Source organism: Providencia sp. PROV189, from assembly GCF_028480065.1.
Taxonomy (GTDB): domain Bacteria; phylum Pseudomonadota; class Gammaproteobacteria; order Enterobacterales; family Enterobacteriaceae; genus Providencia; species Providencia stuartii.
In genome coordinates this window covers 38,203-59,759 of record NZ_JAMPOG010000006.1, presented here as the reverse complement: position 1 = coordinate 59,759, position 21,557 = coordinate 38,203, and the positions used below count along the sequence as shown (strand labels likewise).

20 protein-coding genes are annotated in these 21,557 nt (G+C 42.6%); 12 read left to right on the top strand and 8 right to left on the bottom strand.

Going from position 1 to position 21,557, the window contains the following annotated elements:
- Nucleotides 1-214: 214 nt before the first annotated feature.
- The 4 genes from epd to PR833_RS05770 all read left to right on the top strand — a co-directional run bounded on the left by epd (nt 215) and on the right by PR833_RS05770 (nt 4,182).
- On the top strand, nt 215-1,234 hold the full coding sequence (gene epd, locus PR833_RS05785) for an erythrose-4-phosphate dehydrogenase (protein ID WP_004927255.1): 1,020 nt from the start codon (nt 215-217) through the stop codon (nt 1,232-1,234).
- 85 nt (nt 1,235-1,319) lie between these two features.
- On the top strand, nt 1,320-2,483 hold the full coding sequence (gene pgk, locus PR833_RS05780) for a phosphoglycerate kinase (RefSeq protein WP_004927258.1): 1,164 nt from the start codon (nt 1,320-1,322) through the stop codon (nt 2,481-2,483).
- A 59-nt stretch (nt 2,484-2,542) separates the two neighbouring features.
- Nucleotides 2,543-3,619 (top strand): class II fructose-bisphosphate aldolase, encoded by a 1,077-nt coding sequence (gene fbaA, locus PR833_RS05775; protein WP_004927260.1) that lies wholly within the window; start codon nt 2,543-2,545, stop codon nt 3,617-3,619.
- 158 nt (nt 3,620-3,777) lie between these two features.
- The gene (locus PR833_RS05770; RefSeq protein ID WP_272525958.1) at nt 3,778-4,182 is read left to right on the top strand and encodes a hypothetical protein; all 405 of its coding nucleotides are present in this window, start codon (nt 3,778-3,780) and stop codon (nt 4,180-4,182) included.
- A 48-nt stretch (nt 4,183-4,230) separates the two neighbouring features.
- Here PR833_RS05770 and PR833_RS05765 read toward each other — a convergent pair whose 3' ends face one another.
- The 3 genes from PR833_RS05765 to PR833_RS05755 all read right to left on the bottom strand — a co-directional run bounded on the left by PR833_RS05765 (nt 4,231) and on the right by PR833_RS05755 (nt 6,342).
- Entirely contained in the window at nt 4,231-4,938 is a 708-nt protein-coding gene (locus tag PR833_RS05765; RefSeq protein ID WP_004927264.1) for a colicin Z family toxin, read from the bottom strand.
- Between the two features lie 170 nt (nt 4,939-5,108).
- Nucleotides 5,109-5,477 carry a nuclear transport factor 2 family protein gene (locus PR833_RS05760; RefSeq protein ID WP_223854846.1) on the bottom strand — a complete coding sequence of 123 codons (369 nt, stop codon included), beginning with the start codon at nt 5,475-5,477 and terminating at the stop codon, nt 5,109-5,111.
- 13 nt (nt 5,478-5,490) lie between these two features.
- Nucleotides 5,491-6,342, bottom strand: a complete 852-nt coding sequence (locus PR833_RS05755) for a LysR substrate-binding domain-containing protein (protein ID WP_272525957.1) — start codon at nt 6,340-6,342, stop codon at nt 5,491-5,493.
- A gap of 85 nt (nt 6,343-6,427) precedes the next feature.
- On the opposite strand from PR833_RS05755, the gene PR833_RS05750 reads away from it, so the two are divergent.
- From PR833_RS05750 to PR833_RS05715, 8 genes are all read left to right on the top strand, one after another.
- Nucleotides 6,428-7,114 carry an ankyrin repeat domain-containing protein gene (locus PR833_RS05750; RefSeq protein ID WP_014656752.1) on the top strand — a complete coding sequence of 229 codons (687 nt, stop codon included), beginning with the start codon at nt 6,428-6,430 and terminating at the stop codon, nt 7,112-7,114.
- A complete protein-coding gene (locus PR833_RS05745) occupies nt 7,114-7,578 on the top strand; it encodes a nucleoside deaminase (RefSeq protein ID WP_272525956.1) in 465 nt (154 codons plus the stop codon). Before PR833_RS05750 ends, PR833_RS05745 begins: the two co-directional genes overlap by 1 nt.
- Nucleotides 7,578-8,798 carry a cyanate transporter gene (locus PR833_RS05740; RefSeq protein WP_076914467.1) on the top strand — a complete coding sequence of 407 codons (1,221 nt, stop codon included), beginning with the start codon at nt 7,578-7,580 and terminating at the stop codon, nt 8,796-8,798. The genes PR833_RS05745 and PR833_RS05740 overlap by 1 nt, the downstream gene beginning before the upstream one ends.
- Before the next feature lie 93 nt (nt 8,799-8,891).
- The gene (locus PR833_RS05735; protein ID WP_004927282.1) at nt 8,892-9,761 is read left to right on the top strand and encodes a helix-turn-helix domain-containing protein; all 870 of its coding nucleotides are present in this window, start codon (nt 8,892-8,894) and stop codon (nt 9,759-9,761) included.
- Nucleotides 9,762-9,863: 102 nt separating this feature from the next.
- The gene (locus tag PR833_RS05730) at nt 9,864-12,005 is read left to right on the top strand and encodes a TonB-dependent siderophore receptor (RefSeq protein ID WP_076914466.1); all 2,142 of its coding nucleotides are present in this window, start codon (nt 9,864-9,866) and stop codon (nt 12,003-12,005) included.
- Nucleotides 12,005-12,262, top strand: a complete 258-nt coding sequence (locus tag PR833_RS05725) for a hypothetical protein (protein ID WP_014656748.1) — start codon at nt 12,005-12,007, stop codon at nt 12,260-12,262. Before PR833_RS05730 ends, PR833_RS05725 begins: the two co-directional genes overlap by 1 nt.
- Nucleotides 12,259-13,689, top strand: a complete 1,431-nt coding sequence (locus PR833_RS05720; RefSeq protein WP_088499039.1) for a PepSY-associated TM helix domain-containing protein — start codon at nt 12,259-12,261, stop codon at nt 13,687-13,689. The genes PR833_RS05725 and PR833_RS05720 overlap by 4 nt, the downstream gene beginning before the upstream one ends.
- Nucleotides 13,667-14,878, top strand: a complete 1,212-nt coding sequence (locus tag PR833_RS05715) for a RhtX/FptX family siderophore transporter (protein WP_036941737.1) — start codon at nt 13,667-13,669, stop codon at nt 14,876-14,878. The genes PR833_RS05720 and PR833_RS05715 overlap by 23 nt, the downstream gene beginning before the upstream one ends.
- Before the next feature lie 40 nt (nt 14,879-14,918).
- Here the strand turns inward: PR833_RS05715 and PR833_RS05710 are convergent, their stop codons facing one another.
- From PR833_RS05710 to PR833_RS05690, 5 genes are all read right to left on the bottom strand, one after another.
- On the bottom strand, nt 14,919-16,598 hold the full coding sequence (locus tag PR833_RS05710) for a TonB-dependent receptor domain-containing protein (protein ID WP_232006143.1): 1,680 nt from the start codon (nt 16,596-16,598) through the stop codon (nt 14,919-14,921).
- Between the two features lie 90 nt (nt 16,599-16,688).
- Entirely contained in the window at nt 16,689-17,579 is an 891-nt protein-coding gene (locus tag PR833_RS05705) for a TonB-dependent receptor plug domain-containing protein (protein ID WP_272525955.1), read from the bottom strand.
- A 308-nt stretch (nt 17,580-17,887) separates the two neighbouring features.
- Nucleotides 17,888-18,406: a 4-hydroxyphenylacetate 3-monooxygenase, reductase component gene (gene hpaC / locus PR833_RS05700; protein WP_004927299.1), complete on the bottom strand. Its 519-nt coding sequence runs from the start codon at nt 18,404-18,406 to the stop codon at nt 17,888-17,890.
- A 19-nt stretch (nt 18,407-18,425) separates the two neighbouring features.
- The gene (gene hpaB / locus PR833_RS05695) at nt 18,426-19,988 is read right to left on the bottom strand and encodes a 4-hydroxyphenylacetate 3-monooxygenase, oxygenase component (protein WP_004927302.1); all 1,563 of its coding nucleotides are present in this window, start codon (nt 19,986-19,988) and stop codon (nt 18,426-18,428) included.
- A 552-nt stretch (nt 19,989-20,540) separates the two neighbouring features.
- On the bottom strand, nt 20,541-21,224 hold the full coding sequence (locus PR833_RS05690; RefSeq protein ID WP_004927309.1) for a LysR family transcriptional regulator: 684 nt from the start codon (nt 21,222-21,224) through the stop codon (nt 20,541-20,543).
- Nucleotides 21,225-21,557 lie beyond the last annotated feature (333 nt).

The window sequence follows — 21,557 nt, the reverse complement described above, 5'->3', positions numbered from 1 at the left end:
ATTGGGTTTGACTATTGCGTTCTGTGAATATATCCCTTAATCTAATTCTTAATTAGCTGAACCGTTTCAGTCTTTGCTGTGATTGAGATAAAAAATTTCAAAAATGTCGAGTGAAGCACACTTTTGATGTTTGACAGTTAAAATCAGCAGTAGAGTTTGTGTGAGTCAGTTATCCTTATCAGCCGTGTGATTTTGTTGAAATTCAAGGTGTAGGATGCCAATAAAAGTGGCGATTAACGGCTTTGGCCGGATCGGGCGGAGTGTACTAAGGGCGTTATACGAGTCAGGGCGACGTGCTGAAATAGTCGTTGTCGCGGTCAATGAGCTAGCAACTCCAGAAGGGATTGCTCATTTGCTCAAGTACGACTCTAGCCATGGGCGCTTTGCTTGGGATGTCCGTCTTAATGGTGCGTTGTTACAGGTTGGCGACGATAATATTCGTCTTTTCCATCAGCCTGATATCGGCGCCTTACCTTGGAAAGAGCTAGGGGTTGATGTCGTACTTGATTGCTCTGGGGTGTTTGGTTCCCGTGCAGATGGCTTAGCACACCTTGAAGCAGGCGCGAAGAAAGTACTGTTCTCTCACCCTGGTACGGATGATTTGGATGCGACAGTTGTCTATGGTGTTAATCATGATAACTTAACGATTGAAGATAAAATTGTTTCAAACGCATCTTGTACCACAAATTGCATTATCCCGATTATTAAATTACTCGATGATGCTTTTGGGATTGAATCGGGTACGGTGACAACGATCCACGCATCAATGAATGATCAGCCGGTGATCGATGCGTATCATCATGATTTAAGAAGAACGCGAGCGGCTAGCCAATCTATTATTCCTGTTGATACAAAGTTGGCAGCAGGAATTACGCGGATTTTTCCTAAATTCCAAGACCATTTTGAGGCGATATCAGTACGTGTGCCGACAACCAATGTGACAGCTATCGATTTGAGTGTTACCGTGCACAGTGATGTTAGTGTGGCTACAGTAAACGAACTGTTGCGAAGCGCCGCACATGGTCATTTTCGTGGTATAGTAGACTATACTGAATTACCGTTAGTCTCGATGGATTTCAATCATGATCCACACAGTGCGATTGTTGATGGGACGCAAACGCGAGTTAGCGGCAAGCATTTAATTAAAACCCTTGTTTGGTGTGATAACGAGTGGGGGTTTGCTAACCGGATGCTAGATACAACATTAGCGATGGCAGCAACAGGTTTCAACTAATTAACGGCTGACAGACGGTAGGGTAAACTGATACCCAAACAGCCATTAATGAAAACTTTATAGAGAATCAACAAGAGGATTCACCATGTCTGTAATTAAGATGACCGATTTGGACCTAGCGGGTAAACGCGTTTTCATCCGCTCTGACCTAAACGTTCCTGTAAAAGATGGCAAAGTTACTTCTGACGCACGTATCCGTGCTTCATTACCAACAATCGAAACTGCTCTCAAGCAAGGTGCTAAAGTCATGGTCACATCTCACCTCGGTCGTCCGACTGAAGGCGAGTACAATGAAGAATTTTCACTGCAGCCTGTTGTTGACTATCTAGCCGACAAAATCGATTATCCTGTTCGTCTTGTAAAAGACTACCTTGGTGGTGTGGATATCGCAGAGGGTGAACTTGTCGTTTTGGAAAACGTACGCTTTAACAAAGGCGAGAAAAAAGACGACGAAACGCTATCAAAACAGTACGCTGCATTATGTGATGTTTACGTTATGGATGCTTTCGGCACTGCTCACCGCGCTCAAGCATCAACGCATGGCGTGGCGAAGTTCTCTCCGATTGCATGTGCAGGCCCTCTGTTAAGTGCTGAACTTGAAGCATTAGGTAAAGCATTAGATAACCCTGCTCGCCCAATGGTCGCTATCGTAGGTGGCTCAAAAGTATCAACAAAACTAACGGTATTAGATTCTCTATCTAAAATTGCCGATCAATTAATCGTTGGTGGTGGTATTGCAAATACCTTTATCGCGGCAGAAGGCAACAACGTTGGTCGCTCTTTATATGAAGCGGACCTGATCCCTGAAGCGAAAAAATTACTGGCAAACTGCCATATCCCAGTTCCGACCGATGTTCGTGTGGCGACAGAGTTCTCTGAAACTGCCGAAGCGACACTGAAATCCAGTTCAAAAATTAAAGATGACGAGCAGATTTTGGACTTAGGTGATGAGTCTGCTGAGCGTCTGGCTGAAATTTTGAAAAATGCCAAAACCATTCTGTGGAATGGCCCTGTTGGTGTCTTTGAATTCCCTAACTTCCGTAAAGGAACAGAAATCGTTGCTCGTGCTATCGCCGATAGTGAAGCTTTCTCTATCGCGGGTGGTGGTGACACATTAGCGGCTATCGATCTGTTTGGTATCGCGGATAAAATTTCATACATCTCAACTGGCGGCGGTGCTTTCCTTGAGTTTGTTGAAGGTAAAAAGCTGCCAGCGGTTGTGATGCTGGAAGAACGTGCTAAAGCGTAATTAATTTGTCATGAACAACAGGCTGCCGATGCAGCCTGTTTAACACAGGACCTTTTCAAATGTCTAAAATTTTTGATTTTGTAAAACCGGGTGTTCTCACAGGTGATGATGTACAAAAAGTTTTCGCAGTTGCCAAAGAAAATAACTTTGCATTGCCAGCGGTGAACTGTGTCGGTACAGACTCAATTAATGCCGTACTTGAAGCGGCAGCGAAAGTACGTGCTCCAGTTATTGTTCAGTTTTCTAACGGCGGTGCTGCTTTTATCGCAGGTAAAGGCTTAAAAGCGGAAGGCCAACAAGCGGCTATTTTAGGTTCCATTTCAGGTGCTCAACACGTCCATCAAATGGCTGAGCATTATGGTGTTCCTGTGATCCTGCATACTGACCACTGTGCACGTAAATTGCTGCCATGGATTGATGGTTTGCTAGACGCAGGTGAAAAACACTATGCGAAAACCGGTAAGCCTCTGTTCTCTTCACACATGATTGACTTGTCTGAAGAAACTCTGGAAGAAAATATCGAGATCTGTGCTAAATATCTGGCTCGTATGGCGAAAATCGATATGACGCTGGAAATCGAACTGGGTTGTACTGGTGGTGAAGAAGACGGTGTTGATAACACCGGTATGGATAGCTCTGCGCTGTACACTCAACCAGAAGACGTTGCTTACGCGTATGAGAAACTGAGCGCAATCAGCCCTCGTTTCACTATCGCCGCTTCTTTCGGTAACGTTCACGGTGTTTATAAGCCAGGTAACGTACAGTTAACACCAAAAATTCTACGTAATTCACAGGACTATGTTTCTGAGAAATTTAACCTGCCTCACAACAGCCTAGACTTTGTTTTCCACGGAGGTTCTGGTTCAAGCGCTGCTGAAATCAAAGAAGCTGTTAGCTACGGTGTTATCAAAATGAACATCGATACAGATACTCAGTGGGCAACTTGGGAAGGTATCCTGAACTACTACAAAAAGAACGAAGGTTATCTGCAAGGTCAGTTGGGTAACCCAGAAGGTGATGACAAGCCTAACAAAAAATACTATGACCCACGCGTATGGCTGCGTAAAGGTCAAGAATCCATGGTTGTTCGTTTAGAGCAAGCGTTCAAAGAACTGAACTGCGTTGACGTTCTATAATTGTGCTTAGGCTTGGTTAACCAAGCTAATCGCTAAATCAATCCCTCAGTAGGGTTATCTTACTGGGGGATTTTTGTATTTTTGAGCACTGAAACTAAATGTATAACAAGCTAAGATGGAAGTTATTATTTTTTATTTGTTATAAAGGAGATATTTGAGTGAGTCGATCGATCCAGAATTTTTTAATCGCTATTGTTGGTGTCTTATCAATAGGTTGTTCAGTGGCAGGTAACAACGATAGGCTCGTCTATAAATTTGAAAATGATGAGTTTATTTTAGAAAAAGAGTGTGTTTCTGTACTTCAATTGGGACATTCACAGTTAAAAAATGACTATGTTTTGAATATTGAGATCAATAGAACACCTAAATGTTCGGAAAGATTTAATTCTCTTCTGAGTAAAAATATTGGTAAAAAGGTATCTCTTTACTTCGGTGTAAATAAAATTTCTCAAACGTATATCGCAGGGGAAATACAATCTGAAAATGGATATAGACAGGCATTTTCGGATAAAAAAGTAATAAATAATATTTTAGAAAGTTATGGACGAAATGCTAAAAACTAAAAGAAATCACGTTGTACTTCTTTTAGTTTTATATAGTTAAATAATGAATTATTTAGGGAAGCTTATACTGACCGTGATAGGTACTGAATGTGATTTTATGCGTATACTTGCAGTTCCACCACCAGTAGCTTCAATAAGATAAGCTCCTGGTCCCACTGTATTAACCGTTTTCATTCCACTAGATATTGGATATTTAATCTCCACATCAAATGATGACTCTAAGTTTGATGAATTATTAAAATTAACTGTATACGAATGGGGAGTATTGGTAATTTCATTTGGCATACTTGTGAGGAGATCTTTCCACGCACTCCATATCCCTGGCATTGCAATAATACCTGTTGACTGTATAGGCCCTGAATAACCACATGGACCTTGTCTTTCCCTTGCGACTCTGGCTCTATCTAAACTCGCCATAATAATGCTTTTTTTCATATTCCTGAATTGCGCAAATCTTTGACTGTAAATTCTTAAAGCACCCGTCTTATCACCACTATTGATCGCTTTAATTAATTCTTGAAAATTTTTCTCTTTAAGGTACGGACAATTCTTTTCACCACAAACAAGACAAATATTGTTCTTTAATGCATCCTTGACTTCAGGCGGCAAGCTTGCTGGGATGAAGTCATGATTAACTTGTACATCATTGAACTCCCATGCTTTTGAATGTGGATCCCAGTGTGTATCAGGTATATGAGGTATACCACTATTACAATTATAGGGGTCGTAGTTAGGCCGAATAGGGTGTCTTTTCATTTTAATTTCCTTTTATTTATTCCATTAACTATTTAAATTTATTAGATATTATTTTCAATAAACAAATAAAATAGTAGCCATGAAATTGCATAGAGTAAATAAACGAAATTTGTTTATATGTCATAGGAAAGTGTAATCGTAATGACGTTTACGATGCAGCAAAAAAGCATTTATAACGAGCTTGGTGTTCCTTGGTGGAAACGGAGCTGCCATTGGTTGTGATGATTTTTGCTCCAAATCGATGAACGTAGTGTTTGTTTAATACGTATCTCATTATCAAGTTGAAAACTTAAATAGGTGATGAGCACTGTATTCGCATCTATCTGTGCACATTGGAAATTTTCGGAGTGAATTTCCAATAAATTATTAGCTTGGGTGAGTGCTAAAAGTGTCTCTGTTTTATCGGCGCTCACACCAGAGCGGCAAAATTCTAAAAACGCTGGGTGCAGAATATTTTCAAGAAATTCTAAATTATCTCTATTTGAATAATGATGTAGCTTTTTTTCTAGCGTGATTAGGTGATCAAAGAGTTTCTGCATATCATGTTCTTTATCAAAGTTGTTCAAGCTGTCTTGCCAACCGTTCTGCTAACACCTTAATCGAGTCGGAACTATCGTGGACATGCATCGCTATTTCCATCTCTTCGGCGGCGGGGAAACCTTCTTGCTCCGTCAGGATCCGGTGTTGTGGTAACTTAGCGCGTAACGGCAGTAAGCTGATGCCAAGGCCATCGGTAATGGCGCTTTGAATACCTGCAAGGCTTGAACAGGTGTAAGTTATATGCCAAGGGCGCTGTTCAATATCCAGTAAGCGGAACATATCGTTACGATACAAGCCATTTTCAGGGAAAACAATCAAAGGCAAAGAATCGGCATTTAAATACTCATTATTGGCGCTCGTTAGCCAACATAACGGCTCCGGCCAGCGATAATCACTCTTAAATTCCCCCTTGCGCTGCTTAACGATAATCAAATCAAGCGCTCCTTGCTGGTAGTGTTGATATAACTGGCGACTAAGACCACTTGTGACCTCTAAACGAATATTGGGGTGTTCATGCATAAAAGCGGCGAGAGTCGGGGTTACTTGCCCTGAAGCAAAATCTTCCGGAAAACCTAAGCGCAGCGTTTGGATCACCGCATTTCCCGTGATTTTCATAAAAAACATATCGTTGAGCGCGATGATCTTCTTTGCATAACTGAAAAGTACTTCGCCGGTTTCCGTCAGTGTGAGCATACGATGACTACGGATAAATAAAGGCTGCCCAACCAAAGCCTCTAAGCGTTGGATTTGCTGGCTTAGCGTGGATTGAGTTGAGTTTAAATGTTGTGAAGCGACGGTGAAATTACCGGTTTCTGCCACAGTAATAAAGGTCTTAAGTAGAATAAAATTCAGCAATGTATTCATTTTATAGATACCTGACATTTAAATATTTAATTTTTAAATAGCATATATTTTCAGTAGATTAAATAGACGACAAAGGAGGAGCACAATGAAAAAATGGTGTTTAACGACCAAGTGGTTAGCTTATATGTTAGGTATTCTTAGTATGTCACTGATATTAATGGCCAAATCATTTGCACAAGTAGACTCATCGTCGTTGGTGACTCTTGCTGAAAAAGGGGATCTTTCTGGGGTGACTCAAGCCCTTAAGCAAGGTGCAAATATTGAACAGCGTGATTTACGTTTACGTACTCCTTTAATGGCAGCGACACATGCCAATCAAATCGAAGTGGCTCGCTTTCTAATCGAGCAGGGGGCTAACGTCAATGCCCGTGATGCAATCCAAGATTCACCTTATCTGTATGCGGGGGCCAGAGGGCTACAAGAAATTTTAGAGATGACACTAGAAAATGGTGCAGATCTAGCAAGTACTAACCGCTATGGGGGAACCGCATTGATCCCCGCTGCTGAACGCGGTCACGTGAAAACTGTGCAAACCCTAATTGATGCCGGTGTTAATGTTAACCATGTAAATAGACTTGGTTGGACGGCATTAATAGAAGCTATCATACTCGGTGATGGCAGCGAAAAATATGCCACGATTGTGACGCAACTTATCAAAGGCGGTGCTGATGTTAATTTAGCAGATGCGTCAGGCAATTCTCCATTGACGTTGGCAAAGCAGAAAGGATATAGCAACTTGGTTGAAATCCTTGAACGTTCAGGAGCGAAATAATGCAAGATAAACAATTTTTACAACAAGCTATTTCACTGGCTAAAGAGAATGTCAAAGCAGGTGGACGGCCATTTGGCGCCGTGATTGTGCGTGATGGCGCAGTGGTTGCAACAGGTGTTAATCAGATGCTTGAGCTGAACGATCCAACGGCTCACGCAGAGCTAATGGCGTTACGTCAAGCAGGCGAAATCTTAAAACGCACTCGGTTAGAAGATTGTGTGGTATATGCGAGTGGTCAGCCATGCCCAATGTGTTTAGCTGCGATGCGTATGGCGGGGATTTCGCGGATTGTTTATGCGTATTCAAATCAAGATGCAGAGCCATTTGGTTTATCGACAGAGGCCATCGCCCAATCACTGAGAGTCGAGCCACAGCAACAACGTGGGCTGACTTTTATTCAATTAAAACCCGAAAATGAGGCTCAATCCGCGCTTTATACTTTCTGGCGGGAACAACAACATTAATGGCTGGGCATAAAACTGCTTCATTAGGTTTGGTTATGACCATCGTATTAGTCGGGATCAATTTACGGCCCTTTATCACGGGGCCAGGTCCACTGATCGAGGGGATTATCCAAACTACGGGGATGACTTACCAAAGCATTTCATTACTGACGCTGTTACCGATGCTATTAATGGGGGTTGGCGCTTTAATTGTTCCTGCCTTGAACCAAAGGCTAGGTGAGCGAGTTGGGCTTAGCCTTGCGATGTTATTGTTGCTTATCGGCTCTTTATCGCGTCTATTTGTGACTAATGGAGAGCAGCTCTTAATCACCGCTTTTATTTGTGGTGTGGGAGCTGCGTATATTCAAGCGGTATTTCCGGGACTAATTAAATTACGTTTCCCACAAAAAATGGCCGCGATGACGGGGCTATACTCCGCGATGTTAATGGCGGGTGGGGCGATGGGGGCACAGTTGACCCCGATGCTTGCCAATATTTCTTGTAACGAAATGGCACAATCATGTACAACAGCCTCAGGACATTGGCAAATTGCTTTAGCATGGATGGCATTACCCGCTTTATTTGCACTAATCGCCGTTGTCGTTAATATCGATTCATCAGCCACGCATCAAAACCATGGGCGAGGATCGGTTTTTGTCTTTTTAGCGAAGCCGAGGGCTTGGCTACTCATGGTTGGTTTTGGCCTTGTTAATGCAGGATATGGAACGGTAGTCACATGGTTAGCGCCATTTTTTATTGAGCAAGGTATGAGCAGTGCTGATAGTGGTTCACTGGTTGCCTTACTGAGCGTGTTTCAAGCCTTCTCTGCTTTGTTAATTCCCATTCTTGCTTCTCACAATATTGACCGTCGATTTTGGCTGATTGTGACATTATGTAGCCAAATGATCGGGTTTACAGGGTTAGTGTTTTTCCCTCAGTTATTCGCTTTTTTGTGGGTTTGTTTAATCGGTATTGGGTTAGGTGGGTGTTTTGCATTGAGTATTATTGCTTCTCTTGATCATCTTCCGCACCCTGTGAGTGCGGGGGCATTAACCTCCTTGATGCAAGCTGGCGGGTTTATTATCGCGGCCTTTGGGCCTCTATTTGCTGCTTGGTTACATGAGGTAAGCCAAAGTTTTGCTTTGGTTTGGATAGCGCATATTTTGATGATCTTGATAACCTTGTTGTTATTTTTACGTCTTAATCCAAAGCATTACGCCAGATTATTCAATCTAAAATAATTGGCATTGCACAATTTGCAAATGATAATGATTGTTATTTTCTTGTTTATTTGACAAGATAGTCAGCACATCGCCTTTGTTTCGAAAAAAATCATGCAGCAACGTTCTGAAGATAAACTTAATCAAGCGCATTCTAACCGCGAAGATTATACTGTTGGGCCTTTTGTGCGCATCAGTCGCGGTGAGTTTGTGATCCCACATGATCTGGGGATTAATGAAGAACAACAGGCAGGCCTGAAGTTAGTGGCCATACATCAAGGCGCAATGGGTTGTCGTAGCAGCTCTGGACATAATGTCGAGGTTAATTCACCCTCATTGATACTCTCTGGCAGCCAGAAAAATTACCAGCTATGCAACCTGTTTCGCGCCTGCCAACCGATGAAATATACGATGATCGATATTTCACCTGAATGGTTGGAACAACATCAATTAAAGTTACCTGAAAGCTGCTATCATCCAAGTAAAGCTCAATTATTACATTTTTCAATTCCTGCAAGTGTACTAGCAATGACACAGCAGCTATTTGCCTGTCCTACTCATCCATCATTACATCAGCTCTACTTATGCGCTAAAGTGACTGAAATTACAGCGTTATGCTTAGATCACTTTTTACATGAGCCATCGCAAATAGCGCCTAAATTGCGTCAACGTGATATTGATAATTTGCAGATAGCGAAATCTATCTTAATGCAGGAGTTAGAATCCCCGCCTAGCTTGGATGAATTAGCGAAGCGTGTTGGTATGAATACTCGTAAGTTAACGCAAGGGTTTCGCCAACTGTTTGGTAATAGTATTTACGGTTGGTTGCAAGAGTATCGATTGGAAACGGCTTATCAGCTATTGAGCGTCCATGATGCGAATATTTCTACCGTAGCTTATCAGGTTGGCTATACTCCCGCTCACTTCTCCGTCGCTTTTCGTAAGCGCTTTGGCATCTCACCAAATCAACTCAAAAAACGTTAGTTATTGCCGGATAGCGATAGACAAAATCCGGCATTCGAAAGTATCCCACCCCATTAATTGCTAAATTGATAACAATTATCATTTAACTTTTTAGGGTAGAAAATGTTGTCCGTTCATAATGCTAAGCGCTTAAAAGGGCTAAAACTTGCCCCTTGCGCACTGTTTTTAGCAACTGCTCCATGGGCTTTATCAGCAGGGGCAGAACAAAGCTCGCAACCTAAGCATGATGTCATGCAAGTAACAACGACCTCCAGTGCTGATGACGATTATGTGGAGCCTGGCGTCACAACATTAGGCAAAATAGCCCTAAAACCAAGAGAAGTTGCACAATCTGTCAGTGTTATTGACCGCGAGCAAATCGAAAAGCAGAACCTACAAACCCTTGACGATGTTATGCAAAGAGCCACAGGGGTGACGAGTGCCCCTTACGTCAAGTTAACGACCGCCTACTATGTACGTGGCTTCCAAATTGACTCCTTTGAAATTGATGGTGTGCCAGCGTTGCTCGGTAATATGGCGAGTTCACCGCAAGATATGGCGGTGTATGAGCGTGTTGAGATCTTACGTGGCTCCAATGGGCTACTTCATGGAATGGGAAACCCTGCTGCGACGGTCAATATGGTTCGCAAACATGCACCAAAGGAAGATATGGCGAAACTCAGCTTAACAGCGGGGAGTTGGAACCGTTATCGCGGTGAAGCGGATGTTGGTGGATTACTCAATGAATCAGGCAGTGTGCGTGGGCGATTTGTGATGGCGTGGGAGGATAAGGATTTCTTCTATGATGTATCCGATCAAAAAACACGTTTAATGTACGCGACGGTTGATGCGGATCTCACCCCTGATACTTTATTACGTGTTGGTGCACAATATCAAACTATCGATTCAGTCACCAATATGGCTGGCGTACCTATGGGGAAAGATGGTCGTGATTTGCATCTTCCGCGTAAAACCTACCTTGATGTGGATTGGGACCGTTTTAAATGGGATACCACACGCACCTTTGCTGCGATTGAGCACCAGATCAATGATGATTGGCAATACAAACTCAATACTGAATATCAACATGTTAATGCTCGCCTAATTTATGCAGGTGCATGGGGCAATATCGACCCTGAAACTGGGGATGGCGCCATGCTAATGGGGGGCGCTTATAAATTCCGCAATGAACAAATCAGTCTTGATACAAGCTTGAATGGTAAGGTTGAAGGCTGGGGGCAGAAGCATGATGTGATTATGGGGGTTAATTACTCGCATGCGAGTGAAAAGCAGTATAGCGCGGAATTTGACCCTTCACTGAATGTTCCCGTGAACGTCTATCGCTGGGATCCACACAGCGTACCAAAGCCTAATGTCGGGCCTTATAGCTCTCCAGGTGCAACGAAAACAACTCAAAAAGGCGTTTATGGTATGGGGCGCATTAAGGTTGTAGAGCCTGTCACGGTGATCATTGGGGCTCGCGATAGCTGGTGGGAATTGAAATCGCCAACGTCTAAATTTACTGAAAATGGCCGGATCACCCCTTATGGCGGTGTGATTTGGGATTTTGCAAAAGATTGGTCTTGGTATAGCAGCTATTCAACCGTTTATCAGCCTCAAACCGCGAAAACCTGGAGTGGTAAAATGCTGAAACCCGTTGAAGGGCAAACGCTAGAGACGGGGATTAAAGCGGGATTACTCAACGGTAGCTTGAACTTATCAGGGGCTATCTATCAGATAGATATCAAAAACAATCCTCAAGTTGACCCTGATCACCCGACGGGAGGCTTTGATAATTACTTTATTAGTGGGGGCAAAGTACGTAGCCAAGGTTTTGAATTAGAAGGTGTTGGCTATATTACGCCATTTTGGGATGTCTCTGTCGGCTACACCTATACAGACACCAAATATCGCGATGATAGCCAAAACAAAGGTAATGCCTACAACACGTTAACGCCTCGTCATATGTTACGTGTATGGACCAACTACGATCTTCCTTGGGATGAACGTAAATGGAGCATTGGGGGCGGTATGCAAGCACAAAGTGCTTATAGTACCACCAACGGCAATGTCACTTTACGTCAAGGGGGTTATGCACTCTTTAATACGCGTTTGGGGTATCAAATTGACGAAACGTGGAGCGCAGCGGTCAATGTGAATAACTTATTCGATCGCCGCTATTATTCAGGTCTTTTCTCTCCACAATGGAATAACCGTTACGGCGAACCTCGTAACGTGATGTTGACTGTAAAGGCTGATTTTTAATGAAATTAGTCAGTGCGATTTCCATCATTGGCACTTTAATAGGGGGAGTTGTTCTCTCCCTATTATTCGTTCGCATTTACCCTTCGGATGATCTTCTAAACCGCTTGTATGGAGCAGTTTTTCTTGCCGTTTTTTGCACCATGGGGATGTTTGTCTACAGCTTTACCGCGAGTAGCTGGCGACAAATGTTATTACGCAGTTACGGATGGTGGCCGCTTCCTCTATTGTGGTTATTGCTGTGGGGGGGAGGACAATGAAAGTCCCACTGACGCGCAGAATGTCCGATCTACATCGTAGTGCGGGTGCATTTTTGGGCGTTTTTTTATTTGTGATTATGCTAAGTGGCACTTGGAGCTTAGGAAGTGATGCTTTACGTCTTTGGTGGAATAAAGCGCCCCTTTCAGGAGAACTCCTGCCGCTATCACAATTACTAACGTTACAGCCAGAGGCTGCATTGGTGCAGTTACCTCAATCAGCCAATCCTACCATCACTTTTTGCCTTGGGATGGGGCAGTGCGATAACAGCTATAGTGCCATTACGGGCCAAGCTTTAGCGCAGAATACTCCTGCAATGTGGCTGGTCACATTGCATAAAAACCTATTTATTGATTTTCCAGGACGTATTCTGATTAGCCTATTTGGTTTTGCGTTGGCAGTACTGTTAATTAGCGGCTTTATTATCAACCGCCGCAAGCTAGCTTCGATGATGCGCCTACCACGTCGGCTGAATTTACGCTTATTTATTCATGATCTGCATAATTGGCTGGGATTATGGTGCTATCCATGGCTAATTTTATTTGCTGTGACAGGGGCGCTTTCAGGGTTAGGTGCGTTAGGAACCGTTGGCTTGGCATCAAGTGTAAGCCCTGATAATCCACAGTTGGTCATGCAGCAATTGATGGGGGGCTTTCGTAAGGTTGATAACCACCAAGTAGTTCTACGCGAGCATCAACCAGAGCAAGTATTCGAGTGGCTTAAACAAACTTATCCCTCTTTTACGCCACAAACCTTGATGCGCCAAGGCGATTCATTGGTGATTGGTGGAGTACACGCGGGGCAACCGGGTAGTGCCAACTTTGAGCAATATCGTTTTGATTTGAATGAAGGGCGGCTTGTTGGTGTTCGAGACTCCTCTGATCACGCTTTCTGGACTCGTGCTTTTATCAGTATTCAACCACTGCATTATGGTCAGTATCAATGGCTACCAAACGTCGAAACGCTATTTAGCGTTTTGCATTTTATCGCGGGATTTAGTGGCTGTGCCTTGGTAGCGAGTGGGTTGGCAATGTGGTGTTGGCGGCATGCTGCCTCGCGGATTGCCGGGGGGATCGTTGGATGCTGTGGTGGACTGTTGCTGTCAGTAAGCGCATTGCTGGTTGTGATGTCTCTGTCATTAACATTGCCAATAAGTGCTTTTTTCCTGTGCTGGGGAGGCATTTTTATCCTCTGTCTAGTGATTAAAAATGCTCGCAAGATGCTGATTTTAATTGCTGCTTTATCAACTTTACTCTTTTTCATCGCATTTATTTTCTCGTTATGGCAGCAGCCTGCTGGCTTTAACCGTATTGATGTCATGCTGCTATTTTGTGGCTTGTTTTTGTTATTAACACTTGGATGTGTGGCTAAGTTATCTGCGACACAAAAAAGTGGTCGGAGTGGATATGAAAGATCTGTTACAGAATAAACAACTGGTGATGACCTTAGGATTGTTATACCTCGCTCAAGGTATACCGATGGGGATTGCGATGGATGCTCTACCTACCTTTTTACGACATGATGGTGGTGAGTTAAAGGTACTCGCATTTTTGCCACTTGTGGGCTTACCTTGGGTAGTAAAATTTTTATGGGCATCTTTTGTTGATAACCATTGGGGAAAACGGTTAGGACGTCGTAAGAGCTGGATTATTCCTATGCAGGTTATCGTGACACTCACCATGTTTGCACTTAGCTTTATTGGTTTCTCTGTGGAAAATGCACTGGCTTGTGTTGTATTGCTATTTATTGCTTCTTTAGCGAGTGCGACACAAGATATTGCCACCGACGGTATGGCGGCAGAGCAAGTCAGCGGCTCAATGCTATCAAAAATCAATGCCGTGCAGATAGCGGGCGTGATGGCTGGCTTTTTTATTGGTGGTGCAGGGCTGATGATTATGAGTGAGTCATTGGGTCAGCATATGGCATTAGCGATTTTGGCTTGTGTGCCGTTGTTAAGTCTGTTTTTTATTTCGTTGTGCCCATTAAAAACATCACAAGCCATTCAGGAAGATGAAAAAGCGAGCTTATTAAAAACCTTTAAGCGTCAAGGTGCACCTCGTCTACTGCTGCTAACCTTACTTTCTGCGGTGACCGCCGTTTCTGGTTTTGGTTTGGCAAAATTATTCTTAAATGATACAGGTTGGTCGCTGGCTCAGATTGGGAAAATGGGAATGGCGGGTGGCATGGTCACGTTAGTGTTAGGTTGTGGGGGCGGCGCTTGGTTGATTGGTAAAATCGGCGTCTGGCGCGCATTCTCATTTGGCCTATTATTCGCATTACTCTCATCGCTATTATGGACATTCCAGTCGATGAGCGGCGTATCAATGGCATTAGTGGCTACCTGTATCACACTTGGTTCATTATCTTCCGGTGTCACTTCTGTGGCGATTATGACCGCAGGTATGCAATTCGCTTCTCGCTATACGCAAGCAGGAACGGATATGACAGCAGTACAGAGTACTCGTGATATTGGTGAATTGGCTAGCTCAATGATGCTGGTGGGGCTAACGGCGGCGGTAGGCTATTCTGGCGGGTTTATGCTAGGGGCTGGTATTGCGTTTGTTGCATTGTTAGTCACCTTTTCTCACTATCGTTATATGAAAAAAATCGAAGCTTAATTGTCATCTTCCTGCCCACTCCTTGGGCAGGAATTGTTATTTAAAAGCGATAAGTAAAATCAACTGAAACCGTTCTACCTGGCGCAGGCATCAAGCTAAGCGCCATTGGATCAACATAGTATTCATTAGTGAGGTTAGTGACGGTAAGGTTGATATCCGCATTAGGGTTGAACTGATAATTAGCGTAAGCATCATAAGTCACGGTTGATAAATAAATTAACTGGGTTCCCGTCATCCCAACGGTATTCCATGAACGGTTTAACTTATGAGTAGGACCGCTATTATAGATACGGCGAACGCCAATATCTAAGTTGCGTTCATCAAGTAGCCTCACCCCAAGTGTTGTATTGATGCTGTATTTGGGTGGGTTAGTGATATTAACTAACGAGGTGCCAAAACCACCATTCACACAGTTTGGGGTATTAGGATCGCCATAAGCGTACTGACGAAAACGCTCAGCAGTTTTCGTATCACACGTTGTGGCTTCTAAATAGTAGTTACCCGATACATCAGCATAGAAGCGACCTTGATCATAAGCTAAGCTATATTCAATACCGGATGTTTTATAAAGATCCACATTCTCTATGAACCAAGAAGCGTTATTTGGGTGATAGCCTCGAGTGATCATGTCATGTAAGTCACTCTTAAACCAGGATACCTTAGCGGCAAGTTTATCTTCTTCGGTAAATAGTGAGTTTTGTACAGTTGATGCACCGATTTCAAGAACTTTGTTTTTCTCTGGTTTTAAATCAGCAGACGGCATTGAGGTCCAGTTGCCTAAAGTTGACTCAAAGATAGTTGGGTTCTTAACGGCTTCACTGTATTTAACATAGATTTGACTATTGTCATCAAGGTGAAATGCCAGCCCTACCTGTGGGCTGAAATCGCTTCCTTTCCGCTCAATAGGTTTGGTGTAAGCGTATTCTGTGGTGACTTCTTTTTTCAGATAACCTTTTTCCCCTCTTGGGTCAGGGTCATAACCATCAAAGTCATACTTTTCGCCAAGCGTTGTGTTTGCGTATGGGGTTTTCTTTAAAGAGTCTAATGTGTAGTTTCCTTGTTCATCAGGCCACCACTCCATATACCAGCTTTCAGGCCATTTGGTGAAATATTCACCGTTTTTCTTTAGGCGAGCAAACGTGTACTCTTGAGTGCGAGATTTCGCCGCATAAGCGGTGCTGTTTCTATCTCTAACATGATATTCGGTATAACGCCCTCCAACTTGAACTGTTAACCAATTCACGGGTTTATATTCTAGGGAGCTTGATAAGCTATACTCTTTGCGAACACCACTACGCAAGAAATAGTTTTTTTGCAGATTTTCTTTTAGGACAGGAGAATTAGGGCCGGTATCTTCATACTGGAAAGCACCACCAATTGTTAAATTAAACTCACCAAGACGATTTTCGAACGTTGAGCGGTTGGTTAAATTCACGCCATATCTATCCGCTTTAATATCGGATAATAGCCCTTGTTTGTACTCTTCACTTTGTGGGTCTGGACGCTGCTCAGTACTTTGATCGAAAACAGGAACGTTACCGATATTTGCATTGTACATACGGCTGACTGAGTGGGTATACCACAATTCAGAGGTCAAATTGACCCAATCATTATCCGGATCAAAATTGTGCTTTGCTGATAATGAATCAATGGTAATTTTACTCGGGATAAATTGATTAGATTCCCCTTTGCTATTGGGGGTTGTAATCATCGATGGCATGATTTCACCCCATTTAGCGTCATAACGGCGATAAATTAACTCGAGCTTTTGGGTATCAGTAAGCTCGCCAGCCCCTTTGACTAACCAAGATTAACTACGGCTATGGGTATCAAGAACCTCTTTTCCAGCAGGATAGGCGTCAATCACCGCGGCTGTTGTCATCCCCGTGCCACCCGTTGACGAATAATGGGCGTCACGATAGCGTTTCGCGCCGTTTTTACCTGCAAAATAGTTACCTTGATTACGGTAGGCGTAAGCTGCAAGTAATTGATAGCGATCCTGATCTGTTGCGATAGCGACACTACCAAAGCGGCTATTCATATTCGGCCACGGATTGGCGTCATTACTCTCTTTGGTTTTAGTATAAAAACCGGATCGTTCTGAGACCGTGTTATTGGCAAGCCCCCCTCTTAAACGTACCCCAAAAGTTTCACCTTTCGGAATAACATCGGCAGGTTGTAAGGTTGTGACCCGCACCGCTCCTCCGATAGCTCCCGCGCCATCTGTCGCAAGGGTAGGACCTTTGTCGATGGTAACATGGCTAATCAAGTCGGGGTCTAAATAGCTGCGTTGCTGTACACCAGCGTAACCACGGTAAACATCAATGGATTGCTGCGTACCGTCGACAATAACGGGAACGCGGCTTTGGCCTTGTAAACCGCGAATATTGACATCTAACGCTCCGCCATTACGAATATCCCCAAGATGGACGCCACTGACGCCACGTAGAAAATCGGCAGCTGAATTACCTCGGAATCTCTCAACGGTTTTGCCATCAATATAGGACGAGGAGCCAAGCTGCAAATAAGGATATTCAGCATCTAGCTCCTTTTGTGATTTTGCGGAAACTTTGAGAGGGCCTAGCTGTGTTGGTTCTTGAGTTGCACTCTGTGCAGTCATCATGCCGCTTGCCATAAACGGACTCACACCAATCATTAATTGAAGAAGCCGAGTGACAGGCTTCATAGTGTCATTTTTCATAGCCATTATTGTTAAAGATCAATCGGTAATGAGATTGTAAATAATAATTATTATCATTCAATAAAATAACTAAGCATTAACAATAAAAGATAGATTTGTACTAATGTATTGATTTAGAAAAATTATAAACATGACTAATTTGTATTTAGGCAGTCAATATAATTACATAGTGTTTGTTGGGATATTGAAAAAAAGAAGGGTGACTGTATCGGTAGGAACATATTGCTTAGAAAGGACTTTCTTAGCGTTGGATCAAAAAGAGGGGCTATATCGCATAGCCCCTCTAAGCATATTGATGGTTTAATCCGTTATGCGGTTACTGCTAATGTCTGGTGCATAACTGGGTGGAATTTACGTTTGAAGTAAATTAACCCGTGACCTTCTTCTCTCACGATAATCTGCTTCATTTCAACCAAATAAACAGAATGCGTACCAATGTCTTGCACTTGGGTTATTTCACCCTCTAGGTTAGCAAGTGCATCTTTCAATAATGGTTGTTGCAAAATACCTTTATCCCAGATGCTCCAAGCAAAGCGCTCTTCCATTGTAGAGCCTTTCATTCCCGCGAAGTGGCACGCCATCTCTTCTTGTTCATGGTTAAGGATATTGACACACAGGCGGCCATTTTCTTGAAAGACCGCATTCATAGCGCTGTTGCGGTTAACACACACCATCAAAGTGGGTGGCGTGTCCGTGACTGAACAGACTGCTGTTGCAGTAATACCGCAGCAACCTGCTGTGCCATCCGTGGTGACTATGTTAACTGCTGCACCAAGACTTGCCATCGCATCTCTGAAACGCAGGCGATGTTCATTTTCTAAAGACATATTGACCTCCTGCTGCCGATTATTTCAGCAGCGAATCTAACTTATTAATATCGTTGTTGTTATGCAGGTGTGGGCGTTTCCAACCATGCTGATCGTAATCAGACAGGCAGCGGTCAACCATATCTGTCATTGCTTTCATATTACCCGAACCATAAGCATGGCGTAGACATTGCAGACGAATTTCGTCCTGACTACCCGCATAGTTGATTTCATAAAGCTCATGACGTCCGCCAAACTCGCTTCCAATCGCATCCCACATTAGCTTTAACACCTTGATACGTTCTACATGATCCATACCGTTAGAGCCACGCACATATTTTGCCAGATACTTATCGATTTCTGGGTTGTTCATGTCTTTCACACTGGATGGTAGATATATCAAACCACTGGTGACATTACTTTCTATGATATTCTTGATTTTCGTATAGGCCATTGGTGCCATTACGCGATAAGTTTGGATTGCTTGCGTATCTGGCAGATAGGCTCCGCCTTCCCAAGCCTTCGCTTCCGAAGTCATTGCATCGGTAAGTGACCAGAATAAATTACGCCATGCGACCACTTCACCTAAGTCTGCTTGTACACCACGGAAGTCGACAACTCCAGTACATTCAAGGCTTTTTTGCAGTAAGCCTGTAATGAAATCCAATTTAACCGCTAAACGCACGCAGGCTTGTAATGGGAACAAGCGAGCGAAACCACCTTGTACAGCCCAATTACGCGCTCTATCAAAATCACGATAAATTAATACGTTTTCCCATGGGATCAACACATGATCCATGACTAATATCGCATCATTTTCATCAAAACGGCTTGATAGTGGGTAGTCAAAAGGTGCGCCTGTTACGCCAGCAACTAATTCGTATGATGCGCGTGAAATTAGTTTCACACCATCAGCGTCCATTGGTGCGACGAACATCAGTGCAAAATCAGGGTTATCCCCCATCACTTGTGCAGAGCCGAAACCGATAAAGTTGTAGTGAGTTAGGGCGGAGTTAGTGGCAACCACTTTTGCGCCGCTGACGATAATACCTGCATCAGTTTCTTTTTCCAGCTTGATATAGACATCTTTTACTTCATCAGCAGGTTTATGGCGATCGATTGGTGGATTAACAATCGCATGGTTAAAATAAAGCCCACTTTCTTGAATACGTTTATACCAATTACGCGCGTTATCAGCGAATTGGCCGTAATATTCTGGGTTAGCCCCTAAACAACTGGCGAATGCCGCCTTATAGTCTGGAGTGCGTCCCATCCATCCATAGCTTTGGCGTGACCAATCAGCGATGGCGTCACGTTGTTGGCGCAGTTCATCGGCGCTGGTGGCGAAACGGAAGAATTTGTGTGTATAGCCGCCGTTTCCGGTATCTGTTCCCCAGCAAAGGCTGTCATGAGTTGCTTTATCATGGAGTGCATCATATAACTGTCCTATTGAAGCGGCTGAATTACGAAATGCTGGGTGAGTGGTGACATCTTTAACACGCTCACCATAGATATAAATTTCACGGCCATCTTGTAGGCTTTTTAAATATTCTTGGCTGTTAAATGGGCGTTTGGCATCTGAGCGAAAATCTTCTGGTTTCATGTCTACCTCGTTATCTCACAAACAGCGCCGGCGCATCATAGGGTACATATTTTCGCTGGCATCTGGATTATGTTAATTTTATGTTTATTTTGTGTTTCTTAATTGAAGCTTTTTATTTAAAAATAAGAAAGAGACTTTAGAAAGGATCGCTGGTACTTTTCGTTGAAAAAGAGAGTTTATGATAAGAATGTGATCACGGTAGTATTTTTAATATTAACAAATGATCGATGTACTATAAAAATAATCATTTAATTCAATAAATTAAAATTTATTAACTACTTAATGAGTTTAAATTTTACAGGATTTTTTGATAAAAAAACTACCAATAAAAATTGCTTTATCAGTGATTTTTAAAAGAAAAAGTACTTTTCCTAGGAAGAAAAAAAGGTGTGCTGATCTTTCTCTATCGAGAACCGATGACAATAATAAAGTTAACAAAAAGTTGCATTGCAAGACGTTGTCGGTGCTAAAACTTCTCTTAGGTTAAGCGTACTACAATAGCGAAGATTGAGTTTTCGATATGTAGCACGCTGAGTTCCAGTAAGAGAAGCGCTAGGCGATATGGTTTTTTTTCAATAAAAGATCTATCGATTCATTGATTAAGTTACCAATGTGCAAGTAGTTATCCATATTTCTATCGCCATTTCGAAAACAGATTTTAGATTTTATTTCTGAATACGAACCTAAAATACTCGTTGGCTGCTCTGTACTATGTCCTTTTTGGGTGACAAATTGATGGTTTATAGGGAAGCTTATCAAGGAGGCTGAAATAAAGTTATCGGGGCATTTTGTTGAAGAAACGATCAGCAAGTTTAAGGACATCGAGGCGAGCTGGGCAAACAGTTCCTCTGAGCTATCCACCGTGACTATTAAGTTAATATTAGGGTCACTTGCTAAGACGGCTTCTGTAATGTAGGAGGCAAAATACTCTGGTAATGAATCAGAAATGCCAATATGAAAAGTTTTTATATTATTATTTGTAGATTGCTGTGCAATGGCTTTAATTTCTTCTATCTCTTTTAAAATAATCTTGCTGTGCTCTAAGATTTGTAGACCCAAAGGTGTAAAGTTAACCCGACGGGTGGTTCTTTCTAGCAGAAAACAGCCGAGTGTGTTTTCTAGTTTACCAATCTGAATACTTAAGGTTGGTTGAGCTACATTGCAATATTGAGCCGCTTTTTTAAAGTTAAGAAACTTACCTAATGCGTTTAAATACTCGAAATCTCTAATATTCATTTTGTTGCCTCTGCTGTGGTTTAAAAATCAAATTTCGTTGTTATTGTCCATTGCTTACATGACTGAGAATGAGTACTAATAAAAATTAAACAAAAATCATTAAAGTAATGGGATAATAAAACATCTGTTTTCAATGAAGTCAGTTTTACTTAGCTGATGACTAAACTCATTCATAATGAAATCTCGAATTAATCCATCATTGTTAAGGTATTACATAGGAGATATCATTATCAGATAAGTTTATTCAGACAGAGGTAAAATATTTCTCAATACGACCCATACTTTTTTAATAAAAAAGAATTAACATGATTAATTGTAATCTTCTTATTCTGT

Coding starts and splice junctions, on each gene's coding strand:
- epd (WP_004927255.1), top strand. CDS start 215: ATGCCAATAAAAGTGGCGATTAACGGCTTTGGCCGGATCGGGCGGAGT.
- pgk (WP_004927258.1), top strand. CDS start 1,320: ATGTCTGTAATTAAGATGACCGATTTGGACCTAGCGGGTAAACGCGTT.
- fbaA (WP_004927260.1), top strand. CDS start 2,543: ATGTCTAAAATTTTTGATTTTGTAAAACCGGGTGTTCTCACAGGTGAT.
- PR833_RS05765 (WP_004927264.1), bottom strand. CDS start 4,938: ATGAAAAGACACCCTATTCGGCCTAACTACGACCCCTATAATTGTAAT.
- PR833_RS05760 (WP_223854846.1), bottom strand. CDS start 5,477: ATGCAGAAACTCTTTGATCACCTAATCACGCTAGAAAAAAAGCTACAT.
- PR833_RS05755 (WP_272525957.1), bottom strand. CDS start 6,342: ATGAATACATTGCTGAATTTTATTCTACTTAAGACCTTTATTACTGTG.
- PR833_RS05750 (WP_014656752.1), top strand. CDS start 6,428: ATGAAAAAATGGTGTTTAACGACCAAGTGGTTAGCTTATATGTTAGGT.
- PR833_RS05745 (WP_272525956.1), top strand. CDS start 7,114: ATGCAAGATAAACAATTTTTACAACAAGCTATTTCACTGGCTAAAGAG.
- PR833_RS05740 (WP_076914467.1), top strand. CDS start 7,578: ATGGCTGGGCATAAAACTGCTTCATTAGGTTTGGTTATGACCATCGTA.
- PR833_RS05735 (WP_004927282.1), top strand. CDS start 8,892: ATGCAGCAACGTTCTGAAGATAAACTTAATCAAGCGCATTCTAACCGC.
- PR833_RS05730 (WP_076914466.1), top strand. CDS start 9,864: ATGTTGTCCGTTCATAATGCTAAGCGCTTAAAAGGGCTAAAACTTGCC.
- PR833_RS05725 (WP_014656748.1), top strand. CDS start 12,005: ATGAAATTAGTCAGTGCGATTTCCATCATTGGCACTTTAATAGGGGGA.
- PR833_RS05720 (WP_088499039.1), top strand. CDS start 12,259: ATGAAAGTCCCACTGACGCGCAGAATGTCCGATCTACATCGTAGTGCG.
- PR833_RS05715 (WP_036941737.1), top strand. CDS start 13,667: ATGAAAGATCTGTTACAGAATAAACAACTGGTGATGACCTTAGGATTG.
- PR833_RS05710 (WP_232006143.1), bottom strand. CDS start 16,598: ATGCCATCGATGATTACAACCCCCAATAGCAAAGGGGAATCTAATCAA.
- PR833_RS05705 (WP_272525955.1), bottom strand. CDS start 17,579: ATGAAAAATGACACTATGAAGCCTGTCACTCGGCTTCTTCAATTAATG.
- hpaC (WP_004927299.1), bottom strand. CDS start 18,406: ATGTCTTTAGAAAATGAACATCGCCTGCGTTTCAGAGATGCGATGGCA.
- hpaB (WP_004927302.1), bottom strand. CDS start 19,988: ATGAAACCAGAAGATTTTCGCTCAGATGCCAAACGCCCATTTAACAGC.
- PR833_RS05690 (WP_004927309.1), bottom strand. CDS start 21,224: ATGAATATTAGAGATTTCGAGTATTTAAACGCATTAGGTAAGTTTCTT.